Annotated in this window: 13 protein-coding genes and 1 riboswitch; of the genes, 5 read left to right on the forward strand and 8 right to left on the reverse strand. The window is 67.4% G+C overall.

The annotated features are described in order from the left end of the window. Positions 1 to 380: 380 nt before the first annotated feature. Positions 381 to 1826, reverse strand: coding sequence for an adenosylhomocysteinase (gene ahcY / locus AC3IR9_RS03355; protein WP_489294043.1), 1446 nt, complete (start codon positions 1824 to 1826; stop codon positions 381 to 383). 80 nt (positions 1827 to 1906) lie between these two features. After that, positions 1907 to 1993, reverse strand: a riboswitch (S-adenosyl-L-homocysteine riboswitch). Between the two features lie 183 nt (positions 1994 to 2176). On the opposite strand from ahcY, the gene AC3IR9_RS03360 reads away from it, so the two are divergent. Beyond that, positions 2177 to 4645, forward strand: coding sequence for a S9 family peptidase (locus tag AC3IR9_RS03360; RefSeq protein WP_489295683.1), 2469 nt, complete (start codon positions 2177 to 2179; stop codon positions 4643 to 4645). Positions 4646 to 4866: 221 nt separating this feature from the next. Continuing rightward, the gene (gene ppc / locus AC3IR9_RS03365; RefSeq protein WP_489294045.1) at positions 4867 to 7578 is read left to right on the forward strand and encodes a phosphoenolpyruvate carboxylase; all 2712 of its coding nucleotides are present in this window, start codon (positions 4867 to 4869) and stop codon (positions 7576 to 7578) included. 173 nt (positions 7579 to 7751) lie between these two features. On the opposite strand, the gene AC3IR9_RS03370 is transcribed toward ppc, so the two are convergent. Continuing rightward, the gene (locus tag AC3IR9_RS03370; RefSeq protein ID WP_489294047.1) at positions 7752 to 8252 is read right to left on the reverse strand and encodes an acyl-CoA thioesterase; all 501 of its coding nucleotides are present in this window, start codon (positions 8250 to 8252) and stop codon (positions 7752 to 7754) included. Positions 8253 to 8416: 164 nt separating this feature from the next. Next, positions 8417 to 9628, reverse strand: a complete 1212-nt coding sequence (metK, locus tag AC3IR9_RS03375) for a methionine adenosyltransferase (protein WP_489294049.1) — start codon at positions 9626 to 9628, stop codon at positions 8417 to 8419. Between the two features lie 336 nt (positions 9629 to 9964). Here metK and olsF point away from each other — a divergent pair, with 336 nt between their 5' ends. From olsF to AC3IR9_RS03390, 3 genes are all read left to right on the forward strand, one after another. Continuing rightward, a complete protein-coding gene (gene olsF / locus AC3IR9_RS03380) occupies positions 9965 to 11674 on the forward strand; it encodes a bifunctional ornithine lipid synthase OlsF (RefSeq protein WP_489294051.1) in 1710 nt (569 codons plus the stop codon). Then, the gene (locus AC3IR9_RS03385) at positions 11671 to 12474 is read left to right on the forward strand and encodes a UDP-2,3-diacylglucosamine diphosphatase (protein WP_489294052.1); all 804 of its coding nucleotides are present in this window, start codon (positions 11671 to 11673) and stop codon (positions 12472 to 12474) included. Before olsF ends, AC3IR9_RS03385 begins: the two co-directional genes overlap by 4 nt. A 74-nt stretch (positions 12475 to 12548) precedes the next feature. Continuing rightward, positions 12549 to 13607, forward strand: a complete 1059-nt coding sequence (locus AC3IR9_RS03390) for a metal-dependent hydrolase (protein ID WP_489294053.1) — start codon at positions 12549 to 12551, stop codon at positions 13605 to 13607. A 21-nt stretch (positions 13608 to 13628) separates the two neighbouring features. On the opposite strand, the gene AC3IR9_RS03395 is transcribed toward AC3IR9_RS03390, so the two are convergent. The 5 genes from AC3IR9_RS03395 to AC3IR9_RS03415 all read right to left on the reverse strand — a co-directional run bounded on the left by AC3IR9_RS03395 (position 13629) and on the right by AC3IR9_RS03415 (position 19614). Next, positions 13629 to 14651, reverse strand: a complete 1023-nt coding sequence (locus AC3IR9_RS03395; protein WP_489294054.1) for a glycosyltransferase — start codon at positions 14649 to 14651, stop codon at positions 13629 to 13631. Further along, a complete protein-coding gene (locus tag AC3IR9_RS03400) occupies positions 14648 to 16534 on the reverse strand; it encodes a DUF7657 domain-containing protein (RefSeq protein WP_489294055.1) in 1887 nt (628 codons plus the stop codon). The genes AC3IR9_RS03395 and AC3IR9_RS03400 overlap by 4 nt, the downstream gene beginning before the upstream one ends. A gap of 196 nt (positions 16535 to 16730) precedes the next feature. Continuing rightward, complete coding sequence (locus tag AC3IR9_RS03405) at positions 16731 to 17558, reverse strand: methyltransferase domain-containing protein (protein WP_489294056.1); 828 nt, start codon at positions 17556 to 17558, stop codon at positions 16731 to 16733. 39 nt (positions 17559 to 17597) lie between these two features. Then, positions 17598 to 18620 (reverse strand): tRNA dihydrouridine synthase DusB, encoded by a 1023-nt coding sequence (gene dusB, locus AC3IR9_RS03410; RefSeq protein WP_489294057.1) that lies wholly within the window; start codon positions 18618 to 18620, stop codon positions 17598 to 17600. 247 nt (positions 18621 to 18867) lie between these two features. Continuing rightward, positions 18868 to 19614: a SagB/ThcOx family dehydrogenase gene (locus AC3IR9_RS03415; RefSeq protein WP_489294058.1), complete on the reverse strand. Its 747-nt coding sequence runs from the start codon at positions 19612 to 19614 to the stop codon at positions 18868 to 18870. Positions 19615 to 19622 lie beyond the last annotated feature (8 nt).

Below are 19622 nucleotides of genomic sequence, written 5' to 3' on the forward strand. Positions count from 1 at the left end.
CCAACGGTGGTGACCTACCCGGGCAGAGGGATAGTGGCACCCGCGCTCGAGCATGCCGGCGGCCGAACCAGACCCGCAGATCCACGCCATGCACGGATACCGCTCTTCGCCCGCCGCAAGCCGAGCCCGTTGGCGGTCGGCAGGCCCTTGGCAAAATAAAGGAGGAGGTGACGGCCGCAGGCCGGCGCCGGGGGACATTTGCGAAAGGGCCTGCCGGCCGCCAACGGGCCCCGGACGCTCGCGCCATAGCCCGGCGAGGACTCGCCGCAAGCTGCTGTCGCCCTGCGGGTGAACCTCTCCCCCACAGGGCAGAAGAACCAAAAAAACGGGCGCCTCTCGGCGCCCGTCTTCATTTCAACACGCAGTGACCGGCCAGCCGATCAGTAGCGGTAATGCTCCGGCTTGTACGGGCCTTCCACCGGCACGCCGATGTAATCGGCCTGGTCCTTGCTCAGGGTGGTCAGCTTCACGCCGATCTTTTCCAGGTGCAGGCGCGCCACTTCCTCGTCCAGCTGCTTGGGCAGCAGGTACACCTTGTTCTCGTAGCTGTCCTTGTTGGCCCACAGGTCGATCTGCGCGAGCGTCTGGTTGGCGAACGAGTTGGACATCACAAAGCTCGGGTGGCCGGTGGCGCAGCCCAGGTTCACCAGGCGGCCGTCGGCCAGCAGGAAGATCGCGTTGCCGTTGTCGAAGATGTACTTGTCCACCTGCGGCTTGATGTTGATCTTCTGCACGCCGGCCAGCGCGTTGAGTGCGTCGACCTGGATCTCATTGTCGAAGTGACCAATGTTGCAGACGATGGCCTGGTCCTTCATCGCGCCCAGGTGCTCGATGCGGATGATGTCCTTGTTGCCGGTGGTGGTGACGTAGATGTCGCCACGGCCCAGGGTGGATTCCAGCGTGTTGACCTCAAAGCCTTCCATCGCCGCCTGCAGCGCGCAGATCGGGTCGATTTCAGTGACCACCACGCGCGCGCCGTAGGCACGCAGCGAAGCGGCGCAGCCCTTGCCCACGTCACCGTAGCCGCAGACCACCGCAACCTTGCCGGCCAGCATCACGTCCATCGCGCGCTTGAGGCCATCGGCCAGCGACTCGCGGCAGCCGTAGAGGTTGTCGAACTTGCTCTTGGTGACCGAGTCGTTGACGTTGATCGCCGGAATCAGCAGCGTGCCGGCCTGGGCCAGCTGGTACAGACGGTGCACGCCGGTAGTGGTCTCTTCGGAGACACCCTTCCAGTCCTTGACCACACGCGCCCAGTAACCCGGTCGTTCCTTGGCCACGCGCTTGAGCAGGTCCTTGATGACCTGTTCTTCGTGCGAGGCAGCCTTCTCGTCGACCCAGGTGCTGCCGTTCTCCAGCTCGAAGCCCTTGTGGATCAGCAGGGTGACGTCACCACCGTCGTCCACCACCAGCTCCGGCCCGGTCAGGGTGCCGTCGGCCAGGGTGAAGGTCAGCGCGTCCAGCGTGCAGTCCCAGTATTCCTCCAGCGACTCGCCCTTCCAGGCAAACACCGGGGTGCCGGTGGCGGCGATTGCCGCAGCGGCGTGGTCCTGGGTCGAGAAGATGTTGCAGGACGCCCAGCGCACGTCGGCGCCGATGTCCTTCAGGGTCTCGATCAGCACCGCGGTCTGGATGGTCATGTGCAGCGAGCCGGTCACACGCACGCCCTTCAGCGGCAGGGTGGCGGCGTGCTTGCGGCGGATCGACATCAGGCCCGGCATCTCGTGCTCGGCGATGTCCAGTTCCTTGCGGCCCCAATCGGCCAGCGAGATATCGGCAATCTTGTAATCACCTTCGGTGGAGAAGGTCTTGGCAACAGCGTTCATGCATAAGCTCCGGTAGTGACGAGTGTTGCTCATCAAGCGCAGACCCAGCTACAGGCGCACGCCCAACAAGAAAAACTCGCAATCGCCGGGCGCCGTTGGAACCAGTCCAGCCACCGAGCCTGGCCGGCCAGACAGGGTCTGGAACGGTCGCAGCGCCCCTCGGTGGAGGGTCACCCATTATATCGCGGCGCGTTGCGATGGCATGAATCTGCGGGGTCCCCCAACCATCGGCAGGGGGGCGATCGGCGCCCGGCTGTTAAGGTCCAAGGTTTGCATCGGCATGGGGTAGGAAGATGACAGGCAGTGATCGTCGGCGCGGTGCGCGCTGGGGCAGCAGGTTGATCGTGGGCATGGCCTTGTTGGCCGTGGCCCCATTGGCGCTGGCGGCACCGGCGGCCGGCACGGCGCAGCGCCCGCCGCTGGCCGTGGCCAAGGGCGCGCAGGGCTACGAGCTGCCATCGGCCGCGCTGCAGGCAGTGGTCGACGCGCCGCGCGCACCGACCCTGAGCCTGTCGCCACGCCGTGACATCGCCGCACTGCTGCAGACCCCGTCGCTGCCGTCGATTGCCGAGGTGGCCCAGCCCGAGCTGAAGCTGGCCGGCCTGCGCATCAACCCGGCCACGCATTCTTCCAGCCGTTTCAGCTTCGGCAACAGGGTGTGGTTGATGAACGTGGCCGACGGCAAGGAGCGCCAGATCAGCGGCCTGCCGCAGCCGTTGTCGGTTGCCAGCATGGCCTGGTCGCCGGACCAGCAGTACCTGGCCTTCAACCAGGTGCACGCGGCCAGCGGCGCCAATGAACTGTGGATCGTCGATGTGGCCGCCGGGTCGGCGCGCCGCCTGTTGGCCGATCTCAACACGGTGATGGACACGGGGTACCGCTGGCTGCCCGACAGTCGCGGCCTGCTGGTGATGCAGCAGCGCAAGGGCTCCGGCCCGGCACCGGGCACTGGCGGTGTTCCCAGCGGTCCGGCGATCCAGCAGACCCAGGCCGACGCCGGGGTCCGCGCGATCCGCACCTACCAGGACCTGCTCAGCAATGAGGCCGATGCACGCCAGTTCGATTACTACGCCAGCGCGCAGCCGGCGCGGGTCACCCTCAACGGGGTCACCACGCCGCTGTCCATCGGCGGCGTCTACCTGGACATGAGCGTGTCACCGGATGGCCGCTACCTGCTCAGCGAACGGGTAGTGCGTCCGTATTCCTACCTGGTGCCGGTCGGCGCCTTCCCGCGCCGCATTGAAGTGCTGTCCGCCGTCGACGGCACGCTTGAGCACACCGTGGCCAGCCTGCCGCTGGTGGAAGGCCTGCCGACCGGCAACGACGCGGTCGCCACCGGCGTGCGTCGGATCGACTGGCGCGCCGATGCGCCGGCTACCCTGGTGTGGGCCGAAGCCCAGGACGGCGGCGATCCCAACCGCGCGGCCAAGGTGCGCGATGCGGTGCTGATGCAGGCCGCGCCGTTCGACAAGCCGCCGCTCACCCTGGCCCAGCTGGGCAGTCGTTACGCCGGCATCCAGTGGGGCCGGGGCGACCTGGCCCTGCTCAATGAATCGTGGTGGAAGAACCGCCAGGTCAAGCAGTGGCGCATCGCGCCGGACCAGCCCGAACAGGCCCCGGAACTGCTGTCCGAGCGTTCCTCGCAGGACCGCTACAACGACCCGGGCCGGCCGGGCCTGGTGAGTGATGTCAACGGTCGCTCACGACTGCAGATCAGCGCCGATGGGCGCAGCATCTTCCTGTACGGCCAGGGGGCGTCACCCGAAGGCGATCGCCCGTTCGTGGACCGTTTCGACCTGGGCAGCAAACAGGCCACGCGCCTGTTCCACTCGCAGGCGCCGACCTACGCCGCACCGGTGGCGCTGCTGGACCAGGAAGGCACGTCGCTGCTGCTGACCCGCGAATCGCCCGATGAGCCGGCCAATATCTATGTGCAGTCGCTCACCGATGCGAGCGCCACCCCGCGTGCCCTGACCCATTTCCCGCATCCACTGCCGCAGCTGCGCGGCGTGAGCAAGGAGCAGATCCGCTACAAGCGCAACGATGGTGTCGACCTGACCGCCACCTTGATGCTGCCACCGGCGTACAACGCGAAGAAGAACGGCCCGCTGCCGCTGCTGATGTGGGCCTACCCGGGTGAGTTCAAGACGGCCGCGGCCGCCAGCCAGGTCACCGATTCGCCGTACCGTTTCAACGCGATCAGTTACTGGGGCCCGCAGGCATTCCTGGCCAAGGGCTATGCGGTGCTGGTCAGCCCGTCGATGCCAATCATCGGTGAGGGCGACAAGGAACCCAACGATACCTACCTGCCGCAGCTGATCGCCAACGCCGAGGCGGCGGTGGACGAAGTCGTGCGCCGGGGCGTCACCGACCGCGACCATATCGCCATCGGCGGGCATTCCTACGGCGCGTTCATGACCGCCAACCTGCTGGCGCATACGCGCCTGTTCAAGGCCGGTATCGCACGCAGCGGTGCTTACAACCGCAGCCTCACGCCATTCGGTTTCCAGGCTGAAGAGCGCAATTACTGGCAGGCGCAGGACGTGTACCAGACGATGGCGCCGTTCAACTACGCCGACAAGATCAAGGACCCGATCCTGTTCATCCACGGCGTGGACGACAACAATTCCGGCACCTTCCCGATCCAGAGCGAGCGCATGTTCGCCGCGGTCAAAGGCCTGGGTGGTACCGCGCGGCTGGTGATGCTGCCCAACGAATCGCACGCCTACCGCGCGCGCGAATCGATCATGACCATGCTGGCCGAGAGCGAGCGCTGGCTGGAGCAGACGGTAGGCCCGGGCAAGCCGCCATCGCGCTGACGTAGAGCCGACCGTTGGTCGGCTGCTCTGCGCACGATCCCACCGCCCAAGGTAGCGCCGACCGTTGGTCGGCTGCTCTGCGCACGATCCGAAAGAACAGCCGACCAACGGTCGGCTCTACGGGGAGATATCTGCAGATGAAACCATTTTTGCAACGCAGCATCCACGGTGATCTGCGGTAGGCTTGGGCGATTCCGTTCCTTCAGGCCAGTGCGTCGCAGATGAACGAGTACCGCAGCAGCATCGTATTTGCCACTCCCGATATTCCCCTGCGTGATGACGTGCGCCGACTCGGCGCACTGGTCGGCGACCTGCTCGCCGAACAGGTGTCCACGCAGTTCCTGGAAGACGTGGAACAGGTGCGCACGCGCGCCATTGCCCGCCGCGAGAGCGCCGCCCCGTTGTCCGATCTCAACGACGCACTCACCGGGCTTCCGCCGGAGCGTGCCGAAGCGATGGTGCGGGCCTTCAGTACCTACTTCCAGGTGGTCAACATCGCCGAGCGCGTGCATCGCATTCGCCGCCGCCGCGACTACCAGCGGGCCGGTACGGCCGCGCCGCAGCCGGATGGATTGCAGGACGCGCTGCAGAAACTGAAAGCACAAGGGGTCACCCTGGCCGAGTTGGGCGAGTGGCTGCCGCGCATCGACATCGAGCCGGTGTTCACCGCCCATCCCACCGAAGCGGTACGCCGCGCGCTGCTGGAAAAAGAGCAGCTGATGGTGGCCAGCCTGGTCGACAACCTCGATGGCCAGCGCACCCCGGGCGAGGCCGCCGCCGATGCCGCGCGCTTCCGCATGGCGCTGACCGCGTCGTGGCAGACCACCGATTCTTCACCGGTACGTCCGAGCGTGGACGATGAGCGCGAGCATGTTGGCTTCTACCTGGTGCAGGTGCTGTACCGGGTGATTCCGGTGTTGTACGAATCGCTGCAGCAGGCCCTGCTGGACACCTATGGTGAAGACCTGCCGCTGCCGCGCCTGCTGCGCTTCGGTACCTGGGTGGGCGGGGACATGGACGGCAACCCGAACGTGGATGCCGGCACCCTCCGGCATACCCTGGATGCGCAGCGCCAGGCGGTACTGGGCCGTTACCAGAAAGACCTGCTGCAGCTGGCCAGCCTGCTCAGCCAGTCCACCGAACGCATTGCAGTGAGCGACGCGCTGCAGGCCCGCGTGGCGCATTATCTGCAGCTGCTGCCGCAGGTCACCTCGCGCCCGCGCCATGCCGACATGCCCTATCGGCTGCTCAACGACCGCATGCGCGCGCGCGTGCAGGCCACGCTCGATGATGATGACGGTGCGTATGCCTCGCCGCAGGAACTGGAACAGGACCTCGAACTGATCCTGGCCAGCCTGCACGCCAACAAGGGCGACCATGCCGGCGGGTTCGCGGTGCGCCGGCTGCTGTGGCGCGTGCGCACCTTCGGTTTCCACCTGGCGCGGCTGGACGTGCGCCAGGAATCCAGCGTGCACGGGCGCGCGCTGGCCAGCGTACTGGACGGCCAGGACGCCTGGGACGGTGCCGATGCGATCGCGCGCGCGGCGCGGCTGGCGCCGTTTTCCAGCGGCGCGCAGACCCTCCCGGCCAGTACTGACGACGCTGGCGCGCGCCTGGACGCGGTGTTTGCCGCGCTGGCCGATGCCCGTCGCCGCCACGGTGCCGATGCGCTGGGCAGTTACATCATCTCCATGGCGCACGACCGCAGCGACGTGCTGGCGGTGTTGGCGCTGGCCCGTCGCGGCGGCCTGGTCGAGGACAGCGGCGCGGTGCCGTTGGACATCGCACCGCTGTTTGAAACCGTGGACGATCTCAAGCGCGGTACCGATACCCTGCGCGATCTGTTGGCCGATCCCGTCTACCGCGCGCACCTGGCCGCGCGCGGTGATGTGCAGATGGTGATGCTGGGTTATTCGGACAGCGGCAAGGATGGCGGTATCGCGGCCTCGCGCTGGGGCCTGCAGCGCGCGCAGGTGGAACTGCTCGACGTGGCGGCGGAGAACGACATCCGGCTGACCTTTTTCCACGGCCGCGGCGGGTCGATCAGCCGCGGTGGTGGCAAGACCACCCATGCGGTGGATGCCTCGCCGCGCGGCAGCATCGATGGCCGCCTGCGGGTCACCGAGCAGGGCGAAGTGATCCACCGCAAGTACGGCATCCGTGCGTTGGCGTTGCGGTCGCTGGAACAGTCCACCGCGGCGGTGCTGCGCTCCAGCCTGCGACCGCGCGCGCCCGAGCCACGTGAGCAGCAATGGCGGCCGGTGATGGACCTGGTCGCGCAGACCAGCGCCGATGCCTACCGCGCATTCGTGGGCCAGAGCGGCTTCATGCAGTACTTCCGCCACGCCACGCCGATCGACGTGATCGAGCGGATGACGCTGGGCTCGCGGCCCTCGCGCCGGCTCGGCGAAGATGCGGCATTGACCAACCTGCGTGCGATTCCGTGGGTATTCGCCTGGAGCCAGGCGCGTGCGGTGATACCAGGCTGGTTCGGCGTGGGCAGCGGCCTGCAGGCCGCGATCGACGCCGGGCATGCGGACACGCTGCAGGAGATGGCACGCGACTGGCCGTTCTTCAGTACCTTCCTGGACGATATCGCGATGGTGCTGTGCAAGGGCGACATCACCATCGCCGAGCAGTTCTCGCGCTTGTCAGGGCCGCTGCACGAGACCTTCTTCCCGCAGATCCAGCAGGAACTGGAGCGCACCGGCGCGTTGATCCTGGCGCTGACCGGGCAGGACGAACTGCTGCAGCACGACCAGCGCCTGGCGCTGTCGATCCGCCTGCGCAATCCCTACATCGATCCGATCAGCGTGCTGCAGGTGGACCTGCTGCAGCGCTGGCGGGCCAGCGGCGGCGAGGACGACGACGTGCTGCGCGCATTGGTGGCGTGCGTGAACGGCGTATCGCAGGGCGTGCAGAACACCGGCTGACCTGCGTGCCCGTATCGACCAACGGTCGATACCTACCGGGCAGGTCATCACCCGGTAGGTCACCACCGGGTAGGTCACCACCGTTGGTGGTGACACACGTGGCAGGTCACGGCCCGTTGGTCGCAACACACCCGGTAGGTCACCACCGTTGGTGGTGACACACGATCCGTCCGCTACGACTCGGTAGGCGGATTGGAGGCCAGCAGTTCAAGATGCCGCTGCTCCATTTCCTCGCGCAGCTGCCGACGGATCAGCGCGGCGGCGTGGCGGCGGCGTTCGTCACTGGTTTCCGGCTGCAGCGGCGGAACGGCGGTGGGCTTGCCGTCCTCGTCCACGGCGACCATGGTGAAGAAGCAGCTGTTGGCATGGCGCACGCTGCGCTTGAGGATGTCCTCGGCCACCACCTTGACCCCGATCTCCATCGAGGAGGTGCCGGTGTAGTTCACCGAGGCCAGGAAGGTGACCAGCTCGCCCACGGCGATCGGCTGGCGGAACATCACCTGGTCCACGGACAACGTCACCACATAACGGCCGGCGTAGCGGCTGGCGCAGGCATAGGCGACCTGGTCGAGCAGGCGCAGCACTGCGCCGCCATGGACCTTGCCGGAGAAATTGGCCATCTCCGGCGACATCAGCACGGTCATGGACAGCTGGTTGGATTTGAATTCGGGCATGGCGGCAGTGTAGCGCCGGTTGCCCGCCCGGTAGAGCCGACCGTTGGTCGGCTGGGCGTGGTGCCCGAACGACGACGGGCCGCTTTCGCGGCCCGTCGTTTTGTTTCGGTCAAAGGCTTCGATCATTGCCGCGCTACGCGCGGCCAGCCGACCAACGGTCGGCTCTACTTCAGCTTCGCATCCGCACGCAGGGCGGCGGCGCGATCGGTCTTCTCCCAGGAGAAGGCGGTCGCGTTGACGGTTTCGCCTGCACCGTCGAGGTAGCTGAACTCCTTCGGCTTGCGGCCGAAGTGGCCGTAGGCGGCGGTCTGCTGGTACATCGGGTGGATCAGGTCCAGCATCTTGATGATGCCGTACGGGCGCAGATCGAAGTGCTTGCGGATCAGCTTTTCGATCTTCTCATCGCTGATCTTGCCGGTGCCGAAGGTGGTGACCGAGATCGAGGTCGGCTCGGCCACGCCGATGGCGTAGGAGACCTGCACTTCGCAACGGTCGGCCAGGCCGGCGGCGACCACGTTCTTGGCCACGTAGCGGGCCGCGTAAGCCGCCGAACGGTCGACCTTGGACGGATCCTTGCCCGAGAACGCGCCGCCACCGTGACGGGCCCAGCCGCCGTAGGTGTCGACGATGATCTTGCGGCCGGTCAGGCCGCAATCGCCCACCGGGCCGCCGATCTCGAACTTGCCGGTCGGGTTGATGTGGAACTTGGTGCCCTTGTGCAGCCACTTGGCCGGCAGCACCGGCTTGATGATCTCTTCGCGGACGGCCTCGATGAGGTCCTTCTGCTTCACGCCGGGGGCATGCTGGGTGGACAGCACGACGGCGTCGATGGCCGAGACCACGCCGTTTTCATAGCGCAGGGTGACCTGGCTCTTGGCATCCGGGCGCAGCCAGGACAGTGCCGAGTTCTTCTTCTTGCGGATCTTGGCCTGCTGCTCGACCAGGCGGTGCGACAGGTGGATCGCGGCCGGCATGTAGCTGTCGGTCTCGTTGGTGGCATAGCCGAACATCAGGCCCTGGTCGCCGGCGCCCATTTCTTCGGGCTTCTTGCGGTCAACGCCCTGGGCGATGTGCGGGGACTGCTTGCCGATCAGGTTCAGCACGCCACAGGTGGCGCCGTCGAAACCCACATCCGAGCTGTTGTAGCCGATGTCCAGGATCACCTTGCGGGTCACCGCTTCCAGGTCGATCCAGGCGCTGGTGGTGATTTCACCGGCCACGATTGCCACGCCGGTCTTGACCATGGTCTCGCACGCGACGCGGGCGCGCTGGTCCTGGGCAAGGATCGCGTCCAGCACCGCATCGGAGATCTGGTCGGCAATCTTGTCCGGATGGCCTTCGGAGACCGATTCGGAGGTGAACAGGTAGCTGGACATCAGGCGTAATATCCTTTGATTCGGATGGAAAGATGGGTGCGAATGATACACGGCAAGCCGCGCTGTTGCATTGTGCGCCCGCCGGAGTTGCCGGTGGTTAAGCCCATGTGCCTGGCGCAGAGGCCGGCAGGACGGGATTGAGGGCCAGCGTCGGGGGCCAGTGTTCCACCAGCGTGACAACCGGCGCTCCCCTGGCAGGCCTTCACATCGCCGGAAGCACCCGCCGCGCCATGCCGGCACGGCCGTCATCGGGTTGCCGCGCAACGGTCATCGTCCTGCCGCGTGCCAGGCGCAGGCTCTCGGCCAATCCGGCCGCCGGGCAGGAGGGAGCATGCCATGCAGGACCTTGAACAGCGCCTCCAGCAGCGCTTTCCCGAGTGGTTCCACGGTCGTCGCGGGCAACTTGCCCGGCCCCTGCTGCGCAGCGTTGGACGCTGGTCGCGGCTGGACCGGATCGAGGACTTCCTGCAACGTACCGCCAGCCTGCGCGGCTTTGCCTTCGTCACGGCCGGGCTGGAATTCCTCGATGGCCAGTACCGGGTGGACCCGGCCGCGCTGGCGCGGATCCCGGCCACCGGCCGGCTGCTGATCGTCGCCAACCACCCGTCCGGCGCGCTCGATGCGCTGGCCCTGCTCGACGCGGTCGGCCGCATCCGCCGCGACGTGCGGATCGTGGCCAACGACCTGCTTGCGGCGATCGGCCCGCTGCAGGACCTGCTGCTGCCGGTGCGCATGCTGGGCGGCAAAGCGCAGCGCGCCAGCCTGCACGCGGTGGAGCAGGCGCTGGCCGCCGAACAGTGCGTGATCGTGTTCCCGGCCGGTGAGGTCTCGCGGTTGTCGCTGCGCGGGATCCGCGACGGCCGCTGGCAGCGCGGCTTCGTCCGCTTCGCGCGGTCGGCCGGCGCGCCGGTGTTGCCAGTACGGGTGGAGGCGCGCAACTCGGCGCTGTTCTATGGCGCCTCGACGCTGTTCAAGCCGGCCGGTACCGCCCTGCTGGCGCGCGAGATGTTCACCCGCCGTGGCCGGCCGCTGCGGCTGCGCATCGGTGCGCCGATGCGGTTGGGCCAGGGCGGGGCGGAGGCTGAACTGCTGGCGGTGCGCAAGGCGCTGTACTCACTCGGCCGCACCCCGGTGGCCGAGGCGGCCACGGAAGGCGGGCCGGAGCCCCTGGCCGCGCCGGTGCCGCCGTCGCAGGTTGCCGCCGCGATCGCCGCCGCGACCCGGCTGGGGCAGACCGCCGATGGCAAGCAGATCCTGTTGGCACGCTGTACGCCCGACGCACCGCTGCTGCTGGAACTGGGGCGCCTGCGCGAGCTGACCTTCCGCCGGGTCGGCGAGGGCACCGGGCGCAGCCGCGACCTGGATGATTTCGATCTGCACTACGAGCACATCGTGATCTGGGACGGGGCCGCGCAACGCATCGCCGGCGCCTACCGGATCATGCGCGGCGCCCACGCGCTGGCGCGTCGCGGCCTGGCCGGGCTCTACACCGCCTCGCTGTTCCGTTACTCCGACGATGCCATCACCCGCATCGCCGAAGGCCTGGAACTGGGCCGCAGCTTCGTGGTGCCCGACTACTGGGGCAGCCGCAGCCTGGACTACCTGTGGCAGGGCATCGGCGCCTACCTGCATTGCCAGCCCGGTATCCGCTATCTGTTCGGCGCGGTATCGATCAGTGCCGCGCTGCCGCGCGACGCGCGCGAGCAGCTGGTGGCCTACTACCAGTGCTACTACGGCGCCGCTGCCGGGCTGGTCGAATCCAACCGGCCGTTCCAGTACTTCGCGGCCCCGCCCAGTTTCGGCACGCTCGATACGGCGGCGGCATTCGACGTGCTCAAGGCCAACCTGGCCGCGCTCGGCGCAGGCGTGCCTACGCTGTATCGCCAGTACACCGACCTGTGCGAGCCCGGTGGCGCGCGTTTCCTGGCGTTCGGGGTAGATCCGGATTTCAGCGATTCGATCGATGGGCTGATCGAGGTCGATCTGCATGCGATCCGGCCACACAAGCGCAAGCGCTATCTGCGCGACGCGGCGGTGCCGGCATGAGCGCGCTGGCAAGCCTGACCCCGCATCGGCGTGCCGTGTTCGTGTCCGATGTCCACCTGGGGTCGCGCCATTGCCACGCCGCCGAACTGGCGCGCTTTCTTGGCCAGCTGCGCTGCCAGCGGCTGTACCTGGTGGGCGACATCATCGACCTCTGGTGGATGTCGCAGCGCCGTGCCAACTGGGGCAAGGCCCACAGCGAGGTGATCCAGGCCCTGCATGCGCTGCGTCGCGCCGGTACCGAGATCATCTACATCCCCGGCAACCACGATGCGTCGCTGCGCCAGGTATGCGGGCTGATGTTGCCGGCGATGCAGGTGCGACGGCGCGCCATCCACGTCACCGCCGACGGCCGCCGGTTGCTGGTCGCCCACGGCGATGACTACGACGGCGTCACCCACTTCGGGGGCCTGCAGGAAAAGTTCGGCGACTGGCTGTATTACCGCATCCTCACCGGCAACCACCTGTTCAATGCGCTGCGGCGACGGCTCGGCATGCGCTACTGGTCGCTGTCGGAATTCCTGAAGAAGCGCAGCAGCGCGGCAGAGCGTTACATCGAACGCTTCGTCCAGGCCGGTCTGGACGATGTGCGCCGGCGCGGCCTGGACGGCATCATCTGCGGGCACATCCACCGCGCCGCGCTGCTCCAGCGCGATGGGCTGATCTACGCCAACGATGGCGATTGGGTGGAGAGCCTGACGGCCATCGCCGAGGATCACGATGGCTGCCTGCGGCTGCTGGACCACGGCGGCCGCACGTTGGCGCAGCTGCCGGGCCAGGCCGACCTTGCCGCGGTTGCCTGAGCGGCGGTCGCTGACACCACCGGCACAGGACCCGCCCGCAGACAGTGGCGCGGCACGGCTGCTAGCATCGGCCGATGGACTCCTTTACCCAGATCGTACTGGGCGGTGCTGTCGCTGCCGCCATCGCCCCCGCCGGGCACCGACGCGCGGCCCTGTTGGCCGGTGCCGCGCTGGGCACGTTGCCGGACCTGGACGCGTTGCTGCTGGCATTCACCACCGCCGATCCGGTGGGGGTGATGACCGAACATCGCAGCTACAGCCATTCGCTGCTGGTCCTGCCGTGGGTGGCCGCGCTGATCTGGTGGCTGTTCAAACGGCATGGCCATGGCCGGGTCGCGCAGGCACCGGGGCGCTGGTTCTGGGCGATCCAGCTGGCGCTGGTCACCCATCCGTTGCTGGATGCGTTCACCGTGTACGGCACGCAGCTGTGGTGGCCGTTCACGCCCGCACCGACGATGTGGTCCAGTGTGTTCATCATCGACCCGCTGTACACCGTGTGGCTGCTGCTCGGTTGCGCAGTGGCCTGGTTTGCACGCGCTCGCCCGGTGGCGCAGAAAGCACTGGTGGCCGGGCTGGTGCTCAGTTGCGGTTACCTGGGCTGGTCGCTGCTGGCCAAGCACACGGTGGAGCGGGAGGCCGACCGCGCACTGGCGGCGATGGGCCTGGCCGATGCGCCGCGGTTCTCGGTGGCCACACCGTTCAACACGCTGTTGTGGCAGGTAGTGGCGATGACCCCCAGCGGCTACGTCATCGGCGAACGTTCGGTAGTGGCCGACCGTGGCCCGATGACCTTTGAAGGCCATCCATCCAACGTGCAGGCGCTGCGCCAGGCCGAGCTGGCGGGGATTCCCGCCGTGCAGCGGCTGCTGTGGTTCAACCGCGGCTTCATGCGCGCCCAGGTGGTGGATGGTCGCCTGCAGTTGAGCGACCTGCGCATGGGGTTGGAACCGGACTACACCTTTACCTTCGCAGTGGCACGTACCGACGGCGCGGGCTGGGCGGCGATCACGCCCGAGCAGGTACGGCCGGCCTATGCAGGCGAGCAGGGCAGGGCACAGCTCAAGCGCCGGTTTGCCGGGATGTGGGAACGGATCTGGCAGCAGCCCACCCCTGCCCTGCAGGCGGCGCAGTAACCCTGGCCTGCAGCGGGTGCGTCACCGCGGTGGCGGCAGCGCGCGGTTGACGGTGATGGAGCGGTGCAGGATCTGGCGCGGCGCGTTGGCGATATCGAAGCCGGCAAACGCCAACAGGAACTGCAGCCCGGAGATCAGCGCCACCATCACGATCATGAGGGTGCCGACCGGTGTGGCGATGTTCGCTGACGCCGAGGCGACCCAGTGATACAGGCCGAAGGCGCTGCCGAACGCGAGCAGGCCGATGCCGGCGATCAGTTCCAGCGAGGCGATCGACAGGTCGCGTAGGAAGTAGTTGTAGCCGATGCGCTTGAGCGTGTTGCGGGCATGCTTGAAGGCGAACTCACCCACGATCCGGCTGATGCGCAGGTTGCTGGTTTCATCGGCATAGCGCGCGTCCATGGCCACGTCCTGGACCACGGCGCGGATGGTATTGAGCCGGAACAGCATGTCGGTCTCGAAGAAGTAGCGATCACTGATCGCATCCAGCCGGAGGTGGCTGGCTACCTTGGCGTGGATGGCGGTGTAGCCGTTGGTCGGATCGAACACCTGCCAGTAGCCGGACGAGGCCTTGGTCATGAACGACAGCATCAGATTGCCCACGCGCCGCACCAGCGGCATGCGTCGGATATGGCTGAGGTTCCAGAAGCGGTTGCCTTTGGTGTAATCGGCACTGCCGTCGGCGATGGGCGCGACGAAGTCCATCAACAGTGCGGGATCCATCTGGCCGTCTCCGTCGACCTTGACCAGGATATCCATGCCGTCGGCGATGGCGGCCCGATAACCGGTCTTGATCGCACCGCCCACGCCACGGTTCTGCGCATGGAACAGCACCGAGATGCGCGGGTCGGCCGTGGTGTTCTGGATCAGCCTGCCGCTGCCATCCGGGCAGGCATCATCGATGCAGTAGATCGCGGTCACGGACCCATCGATCGCTGCCAGCACGCCAAGGACATGGTGGGTGACCTTGTAGCAGGGAATGATGACGGCGATCTTCGGCACGCTGGTGACGCTGGCGGTAGGGGACACGGACGCGGTTCTCATTGCGGCACCGAGGGCTGGGCGCCGTCTGCCAGGGGGGCATCAGCGTAGGGTGCAGGCGCTGCCAGCATTGCCGCGGCGGGCACTTCCACCAGGTCGGCGTGGCGGGAGATGGGCTCGACCACATCGCTGACCATCACGTGGTGGTAGCGGTTGAAGGTGGTGTTGAAGGCTTCCTCGGGCATTGTCGGGAAGCGCTTGCGGAAATATTCCAGCTGCGGAAAGTAAAGCGTGTGATTGACCGCCGGAATGCCGATGCCGGACAACATCGCTCCGTAGCGCCCTTCCATTACCCAGGAACCGTCCGCTGCCTGCTGTGCACCCTTGGCCTGTATGGACTGGAGCACGGCGGTATGGTCCATGGCGAAGATCGGCTGTGCCGACTGCACTGGATTGAACAGGCCGTTGATCAGCAGGTTGCCCAACGTGGCCACGGCCAGCACCAAGGCTGCCGGATGCGCGGCCAGTCGCGGCCGCCGTGCGCAGAAGGCCAGTATGCCCACGCACACCAGTGGCCAGGCATCGGCGGTGGTATGCAGGCGGCTGAAGCTGCCTTGGCCGAAGGCGAACTTGGCCAGGCTGCCGGCCACCAGCAAGGCGGCCAGCAACAGCAGGCGGTTGCGGGTGAAGCGCGTGCCGCCCTGCACCAGCACCATTGCGCAGCCGATGTTGAGCAGCAGGCCGAAGGCCAGCACCGCCCGGCTCGGGGGCAGCATGGACAGCCCGGTCAGCTTGCCGACGACCAGCGGAACCGGCAGGAAGATCCAGCAGGCGATCAGGCCGAAGCCGCCTGCGAACAGAGCCAAGGACAGGCGATTGGCGCGGCCCCGGCGGGCCACCTGGGGCCAGTCGGCCAGTACTGCGGTGAACAGCGGCAGCAGGCTGCCCAGCACCGCGATCTCGCAGGCATTGGAGTAGTCGAATGCAGGCAGCGGATAAAAGCCCCGGGTCATCAGGTTGGGAAACGCATGCGCCACCAGCGTGATCCAGCTGACGCCGCCGCCCGCGCTTTCGCGGTGCCCGGGATAGACCGTGTTGCGTATCACCTCGATCGCTTCATGGAAGTAGCCGAGGAACACCGCAAGCGCGAGTGCACCGGCCAGTACGGCGTCCAACAGGCGGGGCAGCGACAGCGCATCGCGGCGCACAGCCAGGACCAGCACGGCCATGGCCAGCAGGGCGGAAATGATGAAGGGCGGGTAGGCCACGGCGAGCAGCCAGACCACCAGTGCGTAGGCACTGGCCAGGATGCGCAAAACGCGATTGTCGATCCGCAGCCAGGCCACTGCCGCCCACGGGGCCAGCGCAAATGCGCCAGCGTTGCTGGTCCACCACACCTGGACGTAGGGCGAGAAGTACAGCGTGAGTGCGATCAGCACGGCCGCCAGCGGTGGCAGCCGTAGCTGGCGCAGGAACAGCGCCCAGCCGCACAGGAAGGCCATGGCCATGAACATGAAAAAGAAGGAGTACGCGTTGGCCGGCGGTAGCAGGAAAAATGCCCAGTGATAGGGCTTGAACGCCAGCCCCCAGTCCAGCAATGGCAATGCCTGGAACGAGCGCAAGGTCTCGTGGTACGGCGAATAAGCATTGGTCGGGCCGAAATCGTTGGCCACGGCGATCTGCACATAGGGTGTGTACACCATCCACTCGTCCATGCGGATGCCGCGCGCCCTGCCCAACAGGGGCTCAATCGGCGCCAGCCCCAGGTACTCACTGGCCAGGGCGTACGAGGACGGGGTCAGGGCGAAGCCGACATACAGGAGGCACAACAGCGCGATGACGGCCATGCAGAGGCGGGCGTGGCGGGGATCAAGCCCGCTCAACAGGCCGCCGTCATGGAGGGGCCGGGGCAACCGGACATCCCCGGTCAACGCGCGTTCTTTCATTTGGTCTCCCGTCGGGCGCAGAACGCAATGCGCCACGGCGACGGTGGCAGCACGGCGAGGATCTGGCGCGCGCCTTCCTGGGCACCAACCTGTCGTCCATTCTAACCGCTTGGCTACAGCCGGCGACAAACCGGCAGGAAGCCGCCGGGCAGAGCCGGAAAGAACAATCAGCGCAGCCGGGCAGAGCCCGGCGCTACTAATAGACCGTGGCGCGGGCCTGTACGAACGAGAAGAAGAACACTGCGTTGGGGTCGTTCTGGACCAGGCCGAATTCGCGGCGCATGCCGTCCACGGTGTCCTGGTCGACCAACCCTGCCTCCAGCAAGGGGTCGGCCGCCGACAGCAGCAGTTGCTCCCAGAACGCGATCATGGTTTTGCGCCGGGCCGGTTCGCGGTTGTCCAGGTGGATGGTCTTGATCTCGGTATGCACGTCGCGGAAGCCACCGGCCAACAGCAGGTTGCCCAGCTTGGCACCGACGAACGGATCGCCGCCGTGGTCGTACTGGAAATCGTTGAAGGCCATCCAGTAGCGCCAGATGTGCGGCGAATACGGGTCGAGCAGGAACGATGCGTTCATCACCTCGGTGATGTAGACCGGCGAGCCCGGTGCCAGTACCCGGCGCACTTCGCTGAGGACGCGGGCGGGCGAGGGCACGTGTTCGAGCACCCAGCACAGGAAGGCCGAATCGAACTGGCGGGCGCCGAACGGCAGGTCGCCGGCATCGGCCTGCAGCAGGGTGTAACGCTCGCTGCACCAGGGGGTCTTTTCCAGGTTTCCGCGTGCGGTGGCCAGCTGCGCCTCGCTCAGGTCCACCCCGGTGACATGCAGGTCGGGAAAGCGGCGCAGCAGGATCTCGGTCTGTGCACCCACGCCGCTGCCCACTTCCAGCAGGCGCTGCGCACTGCTGTAGTCGATGCTGCCGAAGATGCTCGATTCAAACAGACGGGCCTGGGTGACCAGGCGGTGCTGTTCGGTGTCCGAGAAGCCGTGGAGATAGGTGGGTGCGGTAATCGGCGGGGTCATGGCGGCGTAGTCAGAGAGGGGCGAGCGCGGCTCGAGGGATCATGGGGCCGTCGAGCATGGCTCGGCGACAGGGGAGTGGGATGACAACGGTTCGCCGGCAGCGAGACGGTCGAAGTAGTCGGTGGTCAGCGCGATCTGGCTGGCCGGGTCTTCGGCACGGTTGACCACCGCGCGGAACGCGGCGTTCTCCGGACGGTCCTTGGCGTACCAGCCCAGGTGCTTGCGCGCGATGCGCACGCCCTGCGGCTCACCGTAGAAATCGTGCAGGGCGTGCAGGTGGCCGAGCAGGATGTCGCGGACCTCCAGCAACGACGGCGGCGGCAGCAGCTCGCCGGTGGCCAGGTAATGCGCCACCTCGCGGAAGATCCATGGCCGGCCCTGCGCGGCGCGGCCGATCATCACCGCGTCCACGCCGGTGTCGGCCAGCACCTGCGCGGCTTTCTGCGGTGAGTCGATATCGCCGTTGGCGAGTACGGGAATGCGCAGCGCGGCCTTGATCGCAGCGATGGTTTCGTACTCGGCGCGGCCGGTGTAATGCTGGTCCCGGGTGCGGCCATGCACGGCCAGCGCGGCGATGCCGCTGTCCTCGGCGATGTGGGCGATGCGCGGGCCGTTGCGATGGTCGCCATCCCAGCCGGTACGGATCTTCAGCGTGACCGGCACGTCGACGGCGCTGACCACCGCGGTCAGGATGCGCGCCACCAGGTCTTCATCGCGCATCAGCGCCGAACCGGCCCACGCATTGCAGACCTTCTTGGCCGGGCAGCCCATGTTGATGTCGATGATCTGCGCGCCGTGGTCGACGTTGTAGCGCGCTGCCTCGGCCAGTTGCTGCGGCTCGGTGCCGGCGATCTGCACGCTGATCGGGTCCGGTTCGCCGGCATGGTCCATGCGGTGGATCGATTTGCGGGTGTTCCAGAAGCGCGGGTCGGAGATGGTCATCTCCGAAGCAGCCAGCCCCGCGCCCAGCTGTTTGCACAGCAGGCGGAAGGGCTTGTCGGTGACACCGGCCATCGGCGCCAGCACCACGTTGGGCTGGATGTTGTAGGGGCCAATCTGCATGCGCGCATTGTAGAGCGCCGGGGCAGGGGCCGGCCGGGCTGGGCGGTGCCCTGTTCAGACCCATCGGGAAGGCCCTGATGCGCTCAGGTCATGAGCATATGCTTGAGGATGGCTTCCACCGCCCCCAGCGACACACCATGCTGGACGGCTGCCCCGCCCCGTGGCGCCGACCGTGGGTCGGCTGCTGGAGGGCTCACACACCCCGTAGAGCCGACCGTTGGTCGGCTGCCGTTGCCCCGGCGCTAGTTCAAGGCGCCGGACCACAGGCATAGGCCAGCACGGCCAGATGCCGCCGCGGGTCGAGCCCGAGCAGGGCCAGTACGGCGGCATCCTCGAAGGAGCCGATCGCGCAGCCGGCGGCATTCATCGCCGCCACTTCCTGCCCCAGCGCGCCCAGCCAGACCCCGGCTTCGATCAACACGAAGCGGCCACCACGCTCGCCGTACTTGGCCAGGGTGCCGGCCGGCTCGGCGATCAGGAACAGCACGGCCGCCGGCCGTTCCGGCCACTCCACGCCGAGCAGCCTGGACAGCGCCGGCCACGCCGGGCAGGGCGCCACCGGCACCAGCGCATGGTCGAGCGGGTCGTACCAATGGATGCCCGGGTCTGCGCCGAGCGCATCGTCGGCGCCGTACAACGCGACATAGGCCTGGATCGGGTACTTGGCACCCCCGGAAGGCAGGCGCCGCGTGTCACTGTCGCCGGGTCGCGCACGCAGCGGGGCCAGCACGCGCCCCAGTTCGCGCGCGCCCCAGCGTGCGTCACCGAAACGACGGCCGCTGTGGCGCCGCGCCAAGGCGTCGCCGGGTTGTACCGGGTCCGGCAGGGCGATGCCGGCGGCCGCATGCAACGGCCGCGGCGGCGACCAGGCGCGTGCGGCATCTTCGGCGATGCGCGTGCCCATCACTGTGGCGCGCGCAGGATTGAGCTCGCCGTTGTGCCAGAACAGATGGAACAGCGGGGCATCCTGCCAAGGGGGAGGCGGTGACGGCATGCGGTCCT

The sequence above is a fragment of the Stenotrophomonas sp. GL_101 genome (assembly GCF_057835675.1).

What these genes read in the sequence shown, in the direction of transcription:
- ahcY (WP_489294043.1), bottom strand. Translation starts at nt 1,826, where the DNA reads ATGAACGCTGTTGCCAAGACCTTCTCCACCGAAGGTGATTACAAGATT.
- AC3IR9_RS03360 (WP_489295683.1), top strand. Translation starts at nt 2,177, where the DNA reads ATGGCCTTGTTGGCCGTGGCCCCATTGGCGCTGGCGGCACCGGCGGCC.
- ppc (WP_489294045.1), top strand. Translation starts at nt 4,867, where the DNA reads ATGAACGAGTACCGCAGCAGCATCGTATTTGCCACTCCCGATATTCCC.
- AC3IR9_RS03370 (WP_489294047.1), bottom strand. Translation starts at nt 8,252, where the DNA reads ATGCCCGAATTCAAATCCAACCAGCTGTCCATGACCGTGCTGATGTCG.
- metK (WP_489294049.1), bottom strand. Translation starts at nt 9,628, where the DNA reads ATGTCCAGCTACCTGTTCACCTCCGAATCGGTCTCCGAAGGCCATCCG.
- olsF (WP_489294051.1), top strand. Translation starts at nt 9,965, where the DNA reads ATGCAGGACCTTGAACAGCGCCTCCAGCAGCGCTTTCCCGAGTGGTTC.
- AC3IR9_RS03385 (WP_489294052.1), top strand. Translation starts at nt 11,671, where the DNA reads ATGAGCGCGCTGGCAAGCCTGACCCCGCATCGGCGTGCCGTGTTCGTG.
- AC3IR9_RS03390 (WP_489294053.1), top strand. Translation starts at nt 12,549, where the DNA reads ATGGACTCCTTTACCCAGATCGTACTGGGCGGTGCTGTCGCTGCCGCC.
- AC3IR9_RS03395 (WP_489294054.1), bottom strand. Translation starts at nt 14,651, where the DNA reads ATGAGAACCGCGTCCGTGTCCCCTACCGCCAGCGTCACCAGCGTGCCG.
- AC3IR9_RS03400 (WP_489294055.1), bottom strand. Translation starts at nt 16,534, where the DNA reads ATGAAAGAACGCGCGTTGACCGGGGATGTCCGGTTGCCCCGGCCCCTC.
- AC3IR9_RS03405 (WP_489294056.1), bottom strand. Translation starts at nt 17,558, where the DNA reads ATGACCCCGCCGATTACCGCACCCACCTATCTCCACGGCTTCTCGGAC.
- dusB (WP_489294057.1), bottom strand. Translation starts at nt 18,620, where the DNA reads ATGCAGATTGGCCCCTACAACATCCAGCCCAACGTGGTGCTGGCGCCG.
- AC3IR9_RS03415 (WP_489294058.1), bottom strand. Translation starts at nt 19,614, where the DNA reads ATGCCGTCACCGCCTCCCCCTTGGCAGGATGCCCCGCTGTTCCATCTG.